This is a genomic window from Parabacteroides sp. AM17-47 (assembly GCF_003434625.1).
Taxonomy (GTDB): domain Bacteria; phylum Bacteroidota; class Bacteroidia; order Bacteroidales; family Tannerellaceae; genus Parabacteroides; species Parabacteroides distasonis.
The window spans coordinates 93,444-110,589 of record NZ_QTLI01000015.1 but is presented as its reverse complement, the minus strand read 5'-3'; the positions used below and the strand labels follow the sequence as shown (position 1 = coordinate 110,589).

The window sequence follows — 17,146 nt, the reverse complement described above, 5'->3', positions numbered from 1 at the left end:
TTTAGAAGTGAGAAACACAGGAAGATACACCTAATGCCGTTAAGGCTGCGATAATAGCCTGTACGATAGCTTGGACTATTTTCTTCCAATCGATTTTACTTGATTTGCTCATGTCTGTTCAAATTTTGAGGTAAATAATGTATAGTTTATGAAAATCAGATCTCACCGGGGCTTTCGGAATCCCCTTCCTCGGGAGTTACGATAGGTACCCCACCCTTAAAGTCGATTCTCACCAAATTGGTTTTCTCGGGCAGGAGCGCATAACGGAACGTCCCGTTAAGGATCGTATACTCGGCGTTAAACGCCGGTCGGATACTTTTCACCAGCTTGGCTGTCACCTCCTTGGGTGTGCTTACGCTTTTCTCGGTGAGCAACTCGTTGTAGAAGATGCCCAATCCGTCCAGCTTGATCTTGTAACCAAGCGCCATGTGGGTTTGGCAGAAATAAGCGAGACGTTCGATGACCCCGATCACGTCGGCTGGTGTCAAGGCCGACTCTTGTGCGATCTGGGTAGCCACCTGCTTGGTAGTGATTGTACCATAATAATAAGCTTGAGCACTGTAAACAGTTTCTCCCTTACGAGGGCCAATGTTCAAATCGATTTTTCTAGCATAAAAAGGCTGTGCCATAATGTTAAAATTTTAATAGTGAATACTCTGTTATTTTTATCAATGTCATTGACTGATACAAAAGTAAGGAAGTCGAAAACCTCACTTTCCGATGCTTTCGGTTTCATTCCGGTTGTTTCGTTTAAGGCATTTCCGAAGTGAATAACTAATGGCTTGTCAAGTGAATAACTAACGGCTATACCTAGTGAATAACTAGCGGCTCGGGAAGTGAATAACTAATGGCTTCAGTCCCCGCTTACGGTTCACCGAGATACTGTACGATGCCTATTTGCCTAGGTGTAAACGTCTTGTTATAAGTCTTATAGTACGCTCCTTTCAATTCGGCGATCAGGTGGGGGTTATGCTTCATTAAGTTGCGGAGGTTTGCGATGGCAGATTCCTCGTTGACCGTATCCGGAAAATAGAGCCTCGCCAACTCCCTTTTGGAGTACGGGCGGATTCGGAAATTCGTGTTGTTCATATTAAAAAAGAGTTTTAGGTGAAAACTGTTCATTGCTTTTACATCCGGATGATATTGCGAAACTATATAGTTTGTGACAAAGCGTGGAATATCTGCAAAAAATATCTAAACACTTCAAAAACAATCAAGGGGTAATTCTCTCCATATAATATACAATGAATAAAGAAGAATATAAAAAATCACTTCACCGTCATTATCCCGAAGAACCGGACAATGTGTTGGAGTTGGCATGGCATTTCCACGGTATGGAGAAAGCGAAGAAATATATAAAATTGTTGGAGACATGTAATCATAATGCCGATTTAGCGATAAAAGCCATTCGGGCGATGTACGTGTCGTGTGACATAGATGCGGTCAAGGCCGTTAGTGAAAAATTTATTACGGTTTTACTGCCTTTCACTTGTATGGAAAAAACAGCCAAGCCCCATTCCGTGACCTTCCATGTGCGGAAAATGCTGGACGATTGTGATGTAAAGGCTGAGCGTAAAACAGAGGAAGCTCGGTTACGACAAGCCTGTCTTACCCGGCAGCGAGCCAATAGTCCTTCTCGAACTGCGGATGTAACCATACAGATCCGGTTCCAAACAGATAATGAGGATTTGATTCGTCAAATCATGCAGTTGGCTTCGGCAAGTAATGCTGTACTAGTTAAGGTTGAAGAGAGTGATTTGGAAATTGGAGGTAACTATTGCGAATCGACACAGGGTTGGGATGATGCCCAAAATATCTCCATGTCTCTTAATGATTATTATAATGTTTCCCAAGTTTTCGATCCCCCCGGAACTTTAAATTGGTTTCAACTGGAGGGTGCGGCAAAAGATATGCTGGTAACTATCGCCAATCTACGTTCTATCTTTGGAGAAGAAGATCCGGAGGTGGAATACATATCTATATATAAAGGTATAAGAAGTTTGTCACTGAGTCATGCACAAAGATTGGCTGAGTGTGAGATGAGTGGTTGGTAGTCAAATTAGGGCTCAATCATAGTATAATCAGTACAGTGAAGTTACAAGATAAGTAGACTTGGGATTATCTGACGTTTAATTTTTAACATAACACTAGATAGGTACTATAAAAGTGCCTATACATTGGTGTATACTCTAATTTGAGCACTAAACGAAAATGATAAATGTTCTTGTAAATGCCTATGCTGTCAATCCTTATTGGGGCAGCGAACAAGGAATGGGGTGGAATTGGGTTGTCAACATCGCCAGATACTGCAATGTGTATGTGATAACTGAGGGTGAATTTCGGGATAACATAGAGGAGGCTATGATGTCACTTTCTCAAAAGGATCATCTTCATTTTTATTACAATCCACTTCCCACTAAAGTGAGAAAGATGTGTTGGAACCAAGGTGACTGGAGGTTTTACTGGTATTATCGGAACTGGCAAAAACAAACGTTGAAAATAGCGAAACAAATTATAAAAAATAACCGAATAGATATTCTTCATCAACTGAATATGATTGGATTTCGTGAACCAGGTTATTTGTGGAAGATCAAAGAAGTTCCTTTTGTTTGGGGACCCATCGGAGGGATGGAATTGATGCCAATGGAATATCTGCTAGGAGTTCCAATGAAGCAGAGGTTGTTTAATTATCTTAAAAATATAATTAACCAATATCAATACTTATATTCGTCAAGGGTTCATGCAGCCATTCAAAAAGCGGATATATTAATTTCCGCTGTAAAAAGTGTCAGTGATATCCTATCGAATCACTATCAGAAAAACAGTTTACTAATCAATGAAACTGGAATTGACTCCAATTCTACTTTTCGGAGAAAAACAAGTAAATCTGACGAGCCTTTTAAAATTATATGGATAGGAAAATTTGACTTTCGCAAACAACTTCCAATAGCGATTAAATCAATAACAGCCATGAATCAGCGGAATGTGGAACTGCATATTTGTGGTACAGGGAACGATGATGCCGTGAATGAAATGAAACGTATGGCCGAAATTTGTGGAATAGCCTCGAAATGCCACTGGCATGGGAATGTGTCTCATGATAAAATTCTGAAGATGATGGCTTCATCTGATTTGATGTTTTTTACTTCAATCATGGAAGCTACATCCACGGTGGTGCTTGAAGCCATAACGGTAGGATTGCCGATACTGTGTTTTAACACTTGCGGTTTTGGTCCTATAGTAAAAGATTTTGCAGGTATTACAGTTGAATTATCTAATCCTTATAAATCAGTTCAAGATTTTGCTCATGAACTTTCACTATTATATCAAAACCGAGCTGTCTTGAATGACATATCAACCAGAATGTTAGAAAAGAGACAAGAGCTAACATGGGAAGCAAAAGCAAAAAAGTTAGTAAGGCATTATGAGGAAATATTAAAAAAATAATTTCTTCTGACTGATTAAGTTTACTTATTGATTGTACAATAAACCTATTCATTATGTTATTATGAATACATTCTTTAATATCCACTACGAGTTTGACAAACAACGGGTTCATACTTCTATAGCACGGCAGCTGGAAAAATTAGGTTCTGACTATATCTGTGTAGTAGATGGTGTAGTGTTGGGCACAGCGAACAGGAAGTCTGACTATCTGAGAACAGTCAATGGTGGGATGTTCTCCATTTGTGACAGCAGTTACGTCCCGTTGTATATCCATTGGATTTACGGAAAGCGTTATGAGCAATATTGCGGAAGCCAAATCTTTATGGACATCATTCATAGCAGGAAGTACAGGATGATCTTCTTGGGAACATCACGAGCCATATTGAGAGGGTTGCAGAGCAATTTGTCAAAAGAAAACCCGGATGTGGCTGATATGACCTTCTTGGAACTTCCTTATATGTCGGTAGAGGAATTTGATTATGCCAACATAGCCAAAGAAATAGAAACTGACGAGGCTGATATTATTTGGATAGCTTTGGGAGCTCCTAAACAAGAATATTTTATGGATAGATTAAAGCCCCATTTGAAACGAGGGGTCATGATTGCGGTTGGGGCTGTTTTTAAATTCTATAGTGGCGTGGAAGCAAGGCGTGCTCCAAAGTGGATCATCAAATGGCACTTGGAGTTCGTGTACAGAATATTCAGAGAACCCAAGAAGCAATTGAAGCGGTGTGGAATGATTCTATTTACTCTGCCAGAATTGCTACTAAGGGAAATCGAACGAAAACGAAAAACGGGAGTATATAATAACAACTGTTTCTTCAGAGAAAACGATAATGAAACTAACGAAAAGGAATGATAATCCTTAACCCAATTGATTTTATGAAAGTATTTTACCGGAAATTAGACAAGTACCTGCTTGTATTGACATTCTTGTGCTTTTTAGCTTCTTGTTCTTCAAGTAAAAGAATAGCCTATTTTCAAGATTTGAAACCCGGAGAGAGTGAACTTTTCACTTCACTCTCTCCCCACTATATCAAAGTGCTCCCCGGCGATAAGATAACGATTCTGATAAACAGCAGGGAACCTCAGTTGGCTGAATTATTCAATTTGGCAATCACGGCTAAAGCTATTGGCACGACAAGTAATAATTCCGGTATTCTTTCATATACGGTTGATTTGGAGGGGTATATAGAATTTCCGGTATTGGGGGCAATAAATGTAAACGGAAAAACAAGGAAAGAAATCGCCTCATTGATAAAAGAGGAGTTGATTTCCCGCGAATTGTTAAAAGACCCTGTGGTAACAGTCGAGTTCGCCAATCTTTGCATCTCGGTTCTGGGTGAAGTGAAAACGCCGGGGCGCTATAGCATAGACCGGGACAAGGTCACACTGCTTGATGCTATCGGTATGGCCGGAGACTTGACCATCTATGGCAAACGGGACAAAGTATTTGTATTACGAGAGAATGGCGGCACACGGTATTCTTATAGCGTAAATTTATGTTCCGCAGAGGATCTGTTTTCATCCCCAGCTTACTATTTGCAACAGAATGACATTGTTTATGTGGAACCGGGTAATGTCCGTGCCAATCAATCCACGGTCAATGGCAATACGATTCGGAGTACATCTTTCTGGATTTCTGTGACCTCACTTATTGCCTCATTAATATCAATCTTTTTATAATTCGTATTTTATGGAAATTCCTAAAGAAGATAGAATAGACTTTATTAGAATAAAAGATTTTATTTCTCTTTGTATCTTAAATTGGAAATGGTTTGTGGTTTCCATATTGTTGATTACTAGTATGGGAGTAGTATATGTACTAAGATCCCCATCTGTTTTTAGTCGTACCATGACGATACAAATTCAAAGTGACATGCAAGGCAAATCGCTTCCCTCGAATTTCGAATCTTTTGAAGATTTAGGTATCATCCAGCCTAAATCGAATGTCTTGGACGAAATAGTTGCCCTGCAATCTCCTTCCATTATGACCGAAGTTGTGAAGCGGTTGAATCTATACATTCATTATGCCATTCCGGGAAGGTTTCATGGTAAGGAACTATATGGTCCTTTCTTACCCGTCTTGGTATCCATGCCCGATTGGCAGGGTAACGAGTCCGGAGAGTTTACTATGCACCTCCAAGGCAACAAAGTTAAGTTATCAGATTTTATCTGGAAAGGGGATGCGATTTCACTTCCTTCCGACATCAGTGCCACTCTTTCTGATACGATAGCATCTCCATTGGGACGATTGCTCATTGAGCCTACGCCCATATATACGGCCGATAACGAATATGTCCTGCATGTTACGATAGATCCCCTGTTATCTACGATAAGAAATTTCAACAACAAACTTACCGTCACGCAGTACAATGAAAAAAGCTCTATTGTGGAATTGATTTTCAAAGATACCAGCATATCTAGAATAGAAGAAATACTCAACATGTTAGTAGCTGTTTATAACGAGAATTGGATGAAAGACAAAAATCAGATAATGGTGGCCACCTCCATGTTTATCAACGAGCGTATTAATATAATAGAACGTGAGTTGGGAAGCGTGGATGAAAACATATCTTCTTATAAAAGTGAGAACTTGCTTCCGGATGTACAGGCAGCTTCTGACTTATACATATCACAGAACAGTGCTGCTGACGCACAACTCTTATCGTTGAACAACCAATTATATATGACTCGCTATGTTCGGAATTATCTGTTGGACAATGCCAACAAGGAGAAATTGTTACCTGTCAACTCCGGCATTGAGAATATGAGTATCGAAAATCAAATATCGGAATATAATGGGAAATTACTGCAACGTAATGGATTGATGGCCAATAGTAGCACAGTGAATCCGCTGGTTATGGATATGGACGAAGTTCTGGCTGAATTACGTAAAGCCATCATCGCTTCCATAGATAACCAATACCACAAACTTGAGATGCAGATAGGAAGCCTTCAAAAAGACAAAAGTCAGGTTACGGCACATCTTGCGGCAAATCCAAGCCAAGCTAAGTTCCTGCTATCTATTGAACGGCAACAGAAAGTGAAGGAATCTCTCTACCTGTTTTTACTTCAAAAGCGGGAGGAAAACGAACTGGCACAGGCATTCATCACCAACAATACACGTGTCATAACACCTCCTTATGGAAATGATATTCCTGTAGAGCCACAAAAGAGAAAAATTGTTCTGTTCGCATTTGTCCTCTCTTTATTGATACCAGCAACCATTCTTCTCATCAAGAAGAGTTTAGATACGAAAGTACGTGATAAAAAGGATGTGGTGGAACTTTCCTTACCGTTCCTCGGAGAAATTCCGCAGTGGAATTCCAAAAAGAGAAGAAAAAATTACTTTCACGGAAAGAAAACAGATTGGGACTCTCCAGCCATACTTGTTGAGAATGGAAAACGCGACATCATGAATGAGGCTTTCCGTGTATTGCGGACTAATCTGGAATTTATTGTGAATAAGGAACAAAAATCAAGAATAATTATACTGACTTCTTTCGTTCAAGGTTCTGGAAAAACATTTCTTACAATAAATACCGCAATTAGTCTGGCTGTCAAAGGAAGTAAAGTCTTGATTATTGATGGCGATTTGCGTAGGAATGCCGTATCCAAGTTTATTCACTTTCACAAAAAAGGGTTGAGTGATTATCTGGCTGGTGAATTCAATGACATCGAGAAACTTTTCATTTCGAAAATAGAACTGGATGCTGACTCAGAATACACTGATGAGAATGGGAAACGGTTTTTGTCCGATAATCTACATGTCCTTCCGGTAGGTACCATTCCGCCGAACCCGACCGAATTACTTCTCAACGCCCGTTTTGGACAACTGCTGGCGGAGGTGCGTACTCGGTACGATTATATTTTCATTGATTGTCCCCCTGTCAACATCATGGCGGATTCTCAGATCATTGGACAATATGCCGACTACACTATTTTTATAGTTCGGGCAGGTTTTCTGGATCGCGCCATGTTGCCGGAACTGGAAAAAATCTATCGTAAAAATACATATAAAAACATGTCGCTTGTTCTTAACGGGACTGACATGGGGGGTGGACACTATGGTTATAAATATGGATATCATTCTTATAATTACTATACAGATGAGAATTGATTATTGCATACCATAGCGCTTTGTAGATGAGGTTCGTTGCAATGACTGGCAATACGATCAGATAAAGGTTTTGAATATATAACAGGAAAGTAATAGATACTATGTCGACAACGGTCGCACGTGTAATTAGGAATACCGGTTATCTGTATGTTAGGATGGGCATCACTATGTTCATCTCTTTGTACACCACCCGTATCATTCTTCAGGCGTTGGGGGCTTCGGATTTTGGCGTATTTAATATCGTTGGGGGCACCATTGCGATGTTGGGATTCCTAAATATATCCATGGCAAGTGCCACACAACGCTTTATGTCCTACACCGAAGGTTCCGGAAACTATGAGAAGAAAACGGTAATATTCAATGTTAGTATCCTGTTACATTTCATTGTGGCAATTGTTGCGGGAATAGCATTGATAATCAATGGATATATTTTTTTTAACGGGATTCTGAACATACCCATGGAAAGAGCTCATGCCGCCCAAATAGTTTATGGGGGATTAGTGGCTAGTACGATGTTTACGGTCATGACTGTTCCATACGATGCGGTACTTAATTCCCGTGAGAATATGCGCTATTATGCTTTTGTAGGTATTCTGGAATCTGTCTTAAAACTGTTTGTGGCATTTGCCTGTGTATATGCATCGCATGACAGGCTGATAGTTTATGGGGTATTGATGGCATGTATTCCGTTTATCACTCTTTCTATCATGCTATTATATTGCCATAAACATTATGCTGAATGTACCTTGTCCATACAACATTATTTCGATCGGGATACGATGAAAGAAATGGCAAGTTTTTTCGGATGGAATCTGTTGAATACAATGATTGTAATCATTAGTATACAGGGACAAAGCGTTCTTTTGAACCACTTTTTTGGAACGCTTCTGAATGCGGCACAGGGTATCACGACTCAACTGAACGGGCAGCTACAAGCTTTATCATCGGGTATGACTAAAGCTTTGAATCCGGTAATTGGAAAGAGTGCAGGTGCCCATGATGGGAATCTGTTTTTGAAATCTGTAATTTATGGATCCAAATTCTCATCTGCACTATTTTCGATAATTGCGATTCCTGTATTTCTGGAGGCACCCTACATCTTAAAAATATGGCTAAAAGAAGTTCCAGAGTGGACTGTGGTGTTTATCCGTTTTCAGTTGTTGAAGACCTTTGTCGACATTTTGTGTGTAACCGTTCCAAGGGCAATAGAAGCCACTGGTCGTATCAGGCGTTTTAAGATATTAAGCAGTTTTACCAATATCATTCAGCTACCTCTTATATATATAGTTTTCCATATGGGTTTTCAACCTTATTTCATGTATATAATCGCATTGCTTTTTGGTGCGATAATGACTTATTCCATAGCTTTGTATTGCGCAAGAACTGATTGTAACATACCGGCTCGCTATTTTATCCTTAAAGCGATACTACCTGTATCCGCATCCGTCCTGCTCACATTGGTCATTGCATATCCGTGTATGATGGCGATTGCTGTAAATTCCATATCTTCCTTGGTCTTCTCGGTGACATTGACCATGTTAATATTTGCAGTCTCATTCTATTGCATCTGCTGCCAAAAGGAAGAAAGGAGAATCTTGTATAGCCTATTTATTTTGATAAAGACAAATAAAAAGGAATCATGAACTATTGGGAGGTATCATTGATGGACTGTCAGATAAAAATAACCGACAATAAAGCAGTTTGGAAAATTCAGGCAGCATTGGCTCTGATTTTTTTGCTTAACCCTTTTTTGGGGGTACTGTCAACATTGTTTTTTGTTTTTGTTTCAAAAGAAAAATCAATGGCATTCTACTTGGTCATTATTCTTACCTTGTTCATGTGGTGTTTGCAGTCTACACGGTCATTCCATTTAGGAGAGCCGAGTGACTGGGCGGGGAACTATTATTATAATTTTCATAATGCGGCAATAACCGACACACTCACTTATCTTTTTTTCACGACAAAGGAATATGCCTGGCAGGCATTTAATCTGATAGGCTATTATCTGTTTGACGGAGATTTCCTTTCTTATGCGAATTTCATTGTTGCTTTGACCTATATGTTCACATTTGCTGCCATTTATAAATTTTGGAACTATATTCAAGCTGACCCCCGTTTCCTTGTTGCTTCTTTGTGCCTATTTGCTTTTGTGACAGAAGTGAATGGCATCTGCAATAATTTGCTGCGCCAGCAGTTCGCCATGTCAATGATGCTGTATGCCATTATTGAAAGATGCACCAACGGACGTATTCTTTATCCTTTGCTGGTTATCTCTTTTTTCACGCATACTATGACAGGTTTTTTTATTCCATTCTTGTTTATTCGTTTAGGAAAGAAAGCTTCTTTTCGCTTTTACATCTACATCGTCTTGGGATTTGGATTACTTTACATCCTGTTTACCAACCTGTCCATATTTTCCTCCAGTAGCTTTTATGCATTCCAGCGGTTAGCTACCGCTTCAAATGCATATGCATTGAAAGATATTATACAGCCTTCGGCGGTATATCCGTTCTTGGCGGTTACGGTTATTCTTTATGTCAAAGCGTTTTTCTTTGATAGCGAACGGCGAAAGTGCGAACTTTATATTAACAACTTGTTCTTGATTTTGATTTCCATGTGCCTGCTCATGACCTCGATGCCGCTCATGCAGACCCGTTATTTCATCATCCGTTTCTTTTTCATGCCGTTAGTGGTTCCCTATTTCTTTACGGCAAAGGGGAGTTTATGTGACTATTATTTGATAACTGTTCCGCTGTGCTTTGCTTTCCGCTTTTTCAGCACACCATCTATTTGGTTGGCTTCTTCTAACGACATCGTGTATAGAAGTATTTTCGATTACCTGTGACAGATAAATAAACTCATGTACTTATATTGCATTTGTTATATTGCATTGGTGATTCTTGCGGGATTAACTGTTTTCAGACATCGGTGGAATGGAACACAGATATTGTTCAGTCCGTTCAATGTAGACCGAACCCTTTCCCTGCGGGGCATATTGGTTTTGTTAATCGTTTTGCATCATTTGTCCGGTGTCACTTCTTTTCCGGGCTTATCGCCGTCTTTTCGTATGCTTGTCAGTCAGTTTACCTTTTTCGGAGGAGGGGCCGTATCCATGTTCTTTTTCATAAGCGGATATGGTTTGATGGCTTCTTTACATAAGAAAGGGAAAATTTACTTGGACTCATTCTATAAAAAAAGGTTTTTGAAACTGTTACCGCCTTTACTCATTGCGACCTGTATTTTTATCTGTATAAGGATGTGTTTTGAACATCTGTCTGCATGGAATATTTGCTACGAAATGACTTTAGGCAACCCTCCTTTGCCCAATTCATGGTATATGTATGCACTTTTCATTTTATACATCTTTTTTCATGCCGTTTTTTCCATATGCGGAGTGCAAGGTAGAAAAGCGTTGAATTGGATGTGGATTGGCTCTTTTGCCTATATCGCTTGCATTTTATTGTTGGGCTGGGGTTATTGGTGGTATACGTCCGTCTTGTCCTTTAATATTGGTATAGAATATGCCTGTATGAGCCAGGGTGTTCAATCGTTTGTGCGGAAAAAACTGATCTCATTTTTTGTTGGATCAATATTGTTTTTGTTGGTTTTTATATTCATTTATCTCAGATTTGTCTCTGATGGAATGAAAATCGCTTCTCTCATCGCATTAAACGTCACATTGCCCATAGTGATGGTATGGGTGATTCAGGTATTAGGAATTGTAAACTTGACTAGTCTTAAATTTTTAGGAGGAATTTCCTATGAATTATATCTTGTACATGGTATTTTTATTTATTTATCGAAAAACTATTATTCTTATGGAGGTACATTGATAATAGTATGTTATACACTATCCATAGTAACGGCATTCATGCTAAATCGCGGATCGAAGTATATTAATAACAAAATTATAAAAGTAATATGATTTCTATTGTCATTCCTTTGTACAACAAAGCGCATACGATTGTGCATACTTTGAATGCGGTTTTCAAACAGGAGTATCAGGATTTTGAAGTCATTATAGTCGATGACGGATCGACTGACAATGGAGTGGGGATAATCCAGCAACATTTTCACGACAACCGGATACGGATATTTCATCAAGAAAATCAAGGCGTAAGTGTCGCTCGGAATAGGGGGGTAGAAGAAGCTCGCTGTGAATATGTAGCCTTGCTTGATGGCGATGACGAATGGCATCCCGATTATCTGAAAATCATGACCAAACATATTCAAAACAACCCCCGATGCGGATTGTTTCTATGTGCATTTATCGCTCAAGGTGCTTCTCGCTCTATTTATTGTATACCAAAAGGATTTGAGAATTATCAAGGAGAAATTAATCTGTTTCATAATGTTTCTCTGTTTGGGCAGACAAGCGGAACTGTCTTAAAGAAAAGCGTATTTAATCGGACGCATAGGTATATTCCACACATGATTTATCACGAAGATTATCTTCTTATACAAGCTGTTGCTTTGATAGCGCCAGTTTTTTATTGTGGTATTCCTTTAAATAAGTATAGGGGGGATGTGCCAGGTCAAACGACTCAAAACCCCAATACGCCTCAAGCTGAAGAATCCAAATTGATGTATTACAATATCGGTATGGAAGATAGCTTGCGGGTAAGTGAAAAAGGGAATGAATCTTTGAATATTTATCTTAGGTATTTTTTGTTTCATGACTTTAAAAGGAGACTTTCTCTTAAAGATAACGAAGCGTTGCTCCGTTTTATACAACGTCTTTCCTTTGATGTCAAAAAGTTGTTTTATCCTTTTGAGCTCAGCTTGATAGCGCATTATCCAAGAGTCGCTATTCTTTACATAAACCTGACGAAAGTTCGCTGGAGGTTAAGAAGGTATCCTACATGGGGTGATAAATGTGATTTGAATAAAATTAATCCACAATATTTAAATTGGTAAACAAATGACGTACATAGAAACAGTGCTATGGAGGAGCTTGCGTAAAATTTATGGCAAGATGACTGGATTTCAGAAATCAGCCGTCATAGTTGAAGAAACCGATCCTCTGAAAGCTTCGGATGCAATCTATACTTTACTTGATTCCAAGAGGCCTTGCATGATTGCACGCTTCGGAGCTACGGAAATGGCTTGCATTCTCAATTACTTAAGCATTCGCCAAGGAAAACCTCTTCTAAAAAAATATCTGAGAGGTGATGTCTCTGATTGGTGGTGGAACAAGAACGTCATGAACCAAATGCAAAATTGGAGTGGATTCTTCCCTCCTGACATTGAGCATCTTTCCCGGTTTTGCGAAATGATGCTTCAAGACGCTTCTTTGCTGGATATATGTGGGTCTTTTGAGACCGTACAGAGAGGATTACATATTCTCCGACCTTATATGTGCAATCCATTATTTATACCCTTATCTTTCTTTGATCCATTCGTAACATCTCGAGCTTGGTCAAGAGTATTGAAAGGGAAGAAGGTTGTTGTGATTCATCCGTTTGCCGAACTGATCGAAGCGCAATACGCCCGTCGTTCTGATTTGTTTGACAATAAAGATGTTTTGCCGGACTTTGAGCTAAGGACAGTAAAGGCTGTACAAAGTCTGGGTGGCGACAACCAAGGTTTCAAAGATTGGTTTGACGCACTGGAATGGATGAAGCGGGAAATAGGAAAAGCGGATTTTGATATCTGTCTGATAGGATGCGGAGCTTATGGATTTCCTTTGGCTGCACATGTGAAAAAAATAGGCAAACAAGCCGTTCATTTTGGCGGTGGCTTGCAATTGATGTTTGGTATCAAGGGTATTCGTTGGAAAAATCCACAAATTGCACTTGATGTGGGGCTTCCAGAAGATTGCTATTTGAAATATTTTTCTAATCCTGCATGGGTTAGTCCAGACGCATATCGTACGGTACATAGCGATAAAGTAGAAAACAATTGTTATTGGTGATTTATGTATGCTTTACTTCGATTAATCATGAAGACATACAGAAAATATCATTTTCATGTATGGAAGACATTGGTTGTAAACTTTAAGTTGCTTCCTTTCAAGCAAGCTATTCATTTGCCGATTGTCATTTATGGGAAAACGCAATTAATCATAAGTAATTCTTCGGTAAAGCTTCTCTGTTCTCCTCGTTTTGGAATAGTCAAGTTTGCCAAGAATCATGAATATTTTTATCCAACCCCAGCTCCCTCATTATTGTTTATGATAAATGGTACGATGGTACTAGAAGGTGACGTTCAATTCTCTTCAGGCTGTACTTTGCGCATCAATGATGGAATATTGCAACTGGGAGAAAATGTCTGTTTTTCAGGTGGATGTAAAATCTTATGTAACAATCGGATATTTATTCGAGCGTATAGCCAGTTCGCTTTCGATTGTGTTTGTTGTGATACGAACTTTCATTATATACTTCAGAAAGACGGCTTGGTAAAGGATTGTGTGGGAATTATCGAAGTGGGGAATAGGAACTGGATTGGAAATTCTACTACCCTTATGCGGGGTACTCAACTTCCCGACAATACCATTGTGGCAAGTAGGAGTTTTGTGAATAAGAGTTTTTTAGGTTACCATGATGATGGAATACTTATAGCAGGTAGTCCTGGTAAAGTGGTTCGATTAGGGGATCAGCGTGTTTTTTCCGCACAGAAAGAGATGGAAATCAGAGCTTTCTTCAAAAAAAGTAAGATGACTGAAATGTGGTTAGCTGAATCAGATTTTTTCTTTTATGAATGATGAAATGAAGCTGTAGTATATTTATTGAATAATTGTTGATCCACAAAGTAACTAAAAAGTTGTAATTCTATAAGCGATGAAAATATTGCATGTTTTATACGAATTGAAATTTTCTGGGGCTGAGATCATGTATGTTGATGCAGCCGATGAATTTAGAAGCCTTGGGTGTGAATTGTATGTTATAAATTCGGCAGAAAGGTTGGGTAAATATGCCGACATGTTTAAAGATGCAGGTTACAAAGTATATCATCTACCTTGTCCGAGTGGATTGATTACCAGATGGAGTTATTGCCAACAAATAGTCCGGTTGGTGAAAAAAGAAGGAATAGATGTCATTCATACCCATGCATCGAATATGAAATGGGATATGGCTTTGGTTGCATGTCTGGCGGGAATACGTTCTGTCTACACTTTTCATAGTTGCTTTAAGTCCAGACCTATTTCATACCTTTACCATATATGGTTAAGATGGAGTGCAAAGAATTTGTTGAGTTGTAAATTCCAAACGATATCAGATAGTGTGTACGATAATGAACGTTTATATTATCATAATGACACGATAAAAATCTATAATTGGTTTGGGAATAAACGATTCTTTCCGGCTGATAAGGCAGAGAAGCAAGCTGTTAGAAAAGAACTTGGCATCTCAAAAGATAGTTTTGTTATAATTTCCGTAGGAGGTTGTAGTGTTAATAAACGGCATCATGACATTATCAAAGCACTTCCCGATTTGCTAAAAGAAAAAAATAATCTAATGTATCTTCACCTTGGACAAGGAGATACTACCGAAGAAGAAAAAACTTTGGCAAGAAAACTTGGAGTTGAGAACAAAATTCGTTTTATGGGAAATCAAAAAGAGGTGAGAAAATTCCTTATTGTTTCTGATGTATATCTTATGACTTCACACTATGAAGGCATCTCCTTAACTACTATAGAAGCCTTGGCTTGCAAAATTCCGGCAATATTATATGATGTTCCCGGATTGCGGGATTTCAATAAAGAACAGTTGTGCTCTTTATTGATACCAGAGCAATCGACTGAGATCGTAAAAGCAATCAAAAAGCTAAGGACAAACAGTGGTGAAAAGGAAATGATAATCAAGAACGGATATGAAATGGTTATGAGAAAGTTTTTTCTGCCAACAAACGTAAGGCAAATATTCAAGTTATATCAAGGATCTTAAAATGGAACAGATAGAGGCAAACATAGCCGTATTACTGACAGTTCATGACAGGAAGAATAAAACATTGAGATGTTTGGAAAATCTTTATAAACAAGTATTGCCAAATTATTTGCGCCTCGATATTTATCTAACCGATGACGGTTGTACGGACGGAACACCGGAAGCGATTAAAAGGCAATTCCCGAAAGTTCATATTATCAAAGGTGATGGTAACTTATTTTGGAACAGAGGAATGTATAGGGCATGGGAAGAAGCTGCCAAACAAGATTATAATTTTTATCTATGGTTGAATGATGATAGCTATTTATTTGACGGTGCGTTGTTTACTTTGTTAGATAATTCTGCAAAATGCAATCATCAGGCCGTAATAGTAGCACCAATGAGGTTAAGGGAAAAAGGCGTTACTACGTATAGCGGATATGATGGTTCGCAAAAAATAACTCCTAATGGAAAGTTGCAGGAATGTGAAAAGTTTAATGGAAATTGCGTTTTGATACCACAATGTGTTTTTAAAAAGGTTGGCAATCTTGATTGGACTTATCGTCATGCCATTGGAGATATTGATTATGGATATAGGGTACGGAAAGCCGGCTTTAAGAATTATGTTGCTACTGGATATCTAGGCATTTGCGAGAGCAATCCAAAGTTGCCTGCATGGGCAAGAAAAGAGATCCCGTTCATTAGGCGGATAAAAAATCTTTATTCCCCCTTAGGGTATGCAGAACCGATACCTTTTTTCCTTTTTGAAAAAAGGCACATCGGATTTGTGACAGCCGTCAAGCATTTTATTACAATTCATATAAGAGTTTTATTTCCGCAATTATGGAAACAATAAATAAATCCATGTTTGTTTTTCAAACAGATTCGGATATTGTACGTAATGTGTATGATAGCCAACACAACTATCTGATTGAGTATAATGAACAATGTAAGGATAAAACGTATTGTGCTGTCTATTTTTGCAGCAATGATCTATATTATCCAAACGTTGAAGATATTTTCAGGAAAAGGATTGTAGAGAAAAACTTCTTTGAATGGTATAATTTAAGGATAGAAAAAGCGTATAAACATATTTTTGTTCGTGATGTATTCAAGCAGTGGTATTTGTCCGGTATCAACCAAAGCATTGATTCTCCGGAAAGACTAATCGAATTTCTGAAAAATGAAACCGATGGATACCGTACTATCATGTCTGGCAGTTCAGCAGGTGGTTATGCGGCCATTTTGTATGGTTCCATCCTCAAAGTCGAAAGGGTATTTGCTTTCAATCCTCAAGTAGAATTGACATCCCTATTAACAAAGAGTAATGAAAAGACAAATCCGCTAATCTTTAGATTAAAGGATGGTCCTTATAGGAAGTATTTTGATATTGTCCCATTTATTATGCCTATGATGAATATTTATTATTTCTTTTCCAATCAATCCAGATGGGACATCGAGCAGCGGTCATATTTGGGAGACACAAAGGGAATCCATTTACTGCCATTTAGATCAACACATCATGGTATCCCTTTCTTGAAAGTGGCTCTTCCTGTCATATTAAATATGGAAGATATACAATTAAAGAAGTTTGAGAACAAAATTCAGCATCCGCTTATATTCACGATGAGACTTGTGGGATTGAGAAAAACAATCATAGGATTCTTTTCACAGGTATATGCGACATGCAGGAAAAGACGTTAAAAGATAG

The 17,146-nt window shown here is 38.6% G+C and carries 17 protein-coding genes; 14 read left to right on the top strand and 3 right to left on the bottom strand.

Going from position 1 to position 17,146, the window contains the following annotated elements; translation table 11 throughout:
- Position 1: 1 nt before the first annotated feature.
- From DW205_RS22145 to DW205_RS13435, 3 genes are all read right to left on the bottom strand, one after another.
- Positions 2–112, bottom strand: coding sequence for a smalltalk protein (locus DW205_RS22145; protein WP_005865512.1), 111 nt, complete (start codon positions 110–112; stop codon positions 2–4).
- Positions 113–155: 43 nt separating this feature from the next.
- Entirely contained in the window at positions 156–629 is a 474-nt protein-coding gene (locus DW205_RS13440) for an HU family DNA-binding protein (RefSeq protein WP_005865514.1), read from the bottom strand.
- 235 nt (positions 630–864) lie between these two features.
- Complete coding sequence (locus tag DW205_RS13435; RefSeq protein ID WP_008778092.1) at positions 865–1,122, bottom strand: DUF4248 domain-containing protein; 258 nt, start codon at positions 1,120–1,122, stop codon at positions 865–867.
- A gap of 122 nt (positions 1,123–1,244) precedes the next feature.
- Here DW205_RS13435 and DW205_RS13430 point away from each other — a divergent pair, with 122 nt between their 5' ends.
- The 14 genes from DW205_RS13430 to DW205_RS13365 all read left to right on the top strand — a co-directional run bounded on the left by DW205_RS13430 (position 1,245) and on the right by DW205_RS13365 (position 17,139).
- Entirely contained in the window at positions 1,245–2,054 is an 810-nt protein-coding gene (locus tag DW205_RS13430; RefSeq protein WP_005865518.1) for a hypothetical protein, read from the top strand.
- 157 nt (positions 2,055–2,211) lie between these two features.
- Entirely contained in the window at positions 2,212–3,447 is a 1,236-nt protein-coding gene (locus DW205_RS13425) for a glycosyltransferase family 4 protein (RefSeq protein WP_005865520.1), read from the top strand.
- A 61-nt stretch (positions 3,448–3,508) separates the two neighbouring features.
- Positions 3,509–4,306, top strand: a complete 798-nt coding sequence (locus DW205_RS13420) for a WecB/TagA/CpsF family glycosyltransferase (protein WP_005865522.1) — start codon at positions 3,509–3,511, stop codon at positions 4,304–4,306.
- A 23-nt stretch (positions 4,307–4,329) separates the two neighbouring features.
- A complete protein-coding gene (locus tag DW205_RS13415; protein ID WP_005865524.1) occupies positions 4,330–5,133 on the top strand; it encodes a polysaccharide biosynthesis/export family protein in 804 nt (267 codons plus the stop codon).
- Positions 5,134–5,143: 10 nt separating this feature from the next.
- The gene (locus tag DW205_RS13410) at positions 5,144–7,570 is read left to right on the top strand and encodes a tyrosine-protein kinase family protein (protein ID WP_048928346.1); all 2,427 of its coding nucleotides are present in this window, start codon (positions 5,144–5,146) and stop codon (positions 7,568–7,570) included.
- A gap of 101 nt (positions 7,571–7,671) precedes the next feature.
- Entirely contained in the window at positions 7,672–9,213 is a 1,542-nt protein-coding gene (locus DW205_RS13405; RefSeq protein WP_005865528.1) for an MATE family efflux transporter, read from the top strand.
- A complete protein-coding gene (locus tag DW205_RS13400) occupies positions 9,210–10,415 on the top strand; it encodes an EpsG family protein (protein ID WP_005865530.1) in 1,206 nt (401 codons plus the stop codon). The genes DW205_RS13405 and DW205_RS13400 overlap by 4 nt, the downstream gene beginning before the upstream one ends.
- Positions 10,416–10,430: 15 nt before the next feature.
- Complete coding sequence (locus DW205_RS13395; protein WP_005865532.1) at positions 10,431–11,495, top strand: acyltransferase; 1,065 nt, start codon at positions 10,431–10,433, stop codon at positions 11,493–11,495.
- Positions 11,492–12,487: a glycosyltransferase family 2 protein gene (locus tag DW205_RS13390; protein ID WP_005865534.1), complete on the top strand. Its 996-nt coding sequence runs from the start codon at positions 11,492–11,494 to the stop codon at positions 12,485–12,487. Before DW205_RS13395 ends, DW205_RS13390 begins: the two co-directional genes overlap by 4 nt.
- A 58-nt stretch (positions 12,488–12,545) precedes the next feature.
- Positions 12,546–13,484 carry a hypothetical protein gene (locus DW205_RS13385; RefSeq protein ID WP_227793851.1) on the top strand — a complete coding sequence of 313 codons (939 nt, stop codon included), beginning with the start codon at positions 12,546–12,548 and terminating at the stop codon, positions 13,482–13,484.
- Positions 13,485–13,511: 27 nt separating this feature from the next.
- Positions 13,512–14,273 (top strand): hypothetical protein, encoded by a 762-nt coding sequence (locus DW205_RS13380; protein ID WP_227154287.1) that lies wholly within the window; start codon positions 13,512–13,514, stop codon positions 14,271–14,273.
- Between the two features lie 76 nt (positions 14,274–14,349).
- Complete coding sequence (locus DW205_RS13375) at positions 14,350–15,456, top strand: glycosyltransferase family 4 protein (RefSeq protein WP_005865540.1); 1,107 nt, start codon at positions 14,350–14,352, stop codon at positions 15,454–15,456.
- A 1-nt stretch (position 15,457) separates the two neighbouring features.
- Positions 15,458–16,291, top strand: a complete 834-nt coding sequence (locus DW205_RS13370; protein WP_005865542.1) for a glycosyltransferase family 2 protein — start codon at positions 15,458–15,460, stop codon at positions 16,289–16,291.
- A complete protein-coding gene (locus DW205_RS13365; protein ID WP_227793850.1) occupies positions 16,279–17,139 on the top strand; it encodes a hypothetical protein in 861 nt (286 codons plus the stop codon). Before DW205_RS13370 ends, DW205_RS13365 begins: the two co-directional genes overlap by 13 nt.
- The last annotated feature ends 7 nt before the right edge of the window (positions 17,140–17,146 follow it).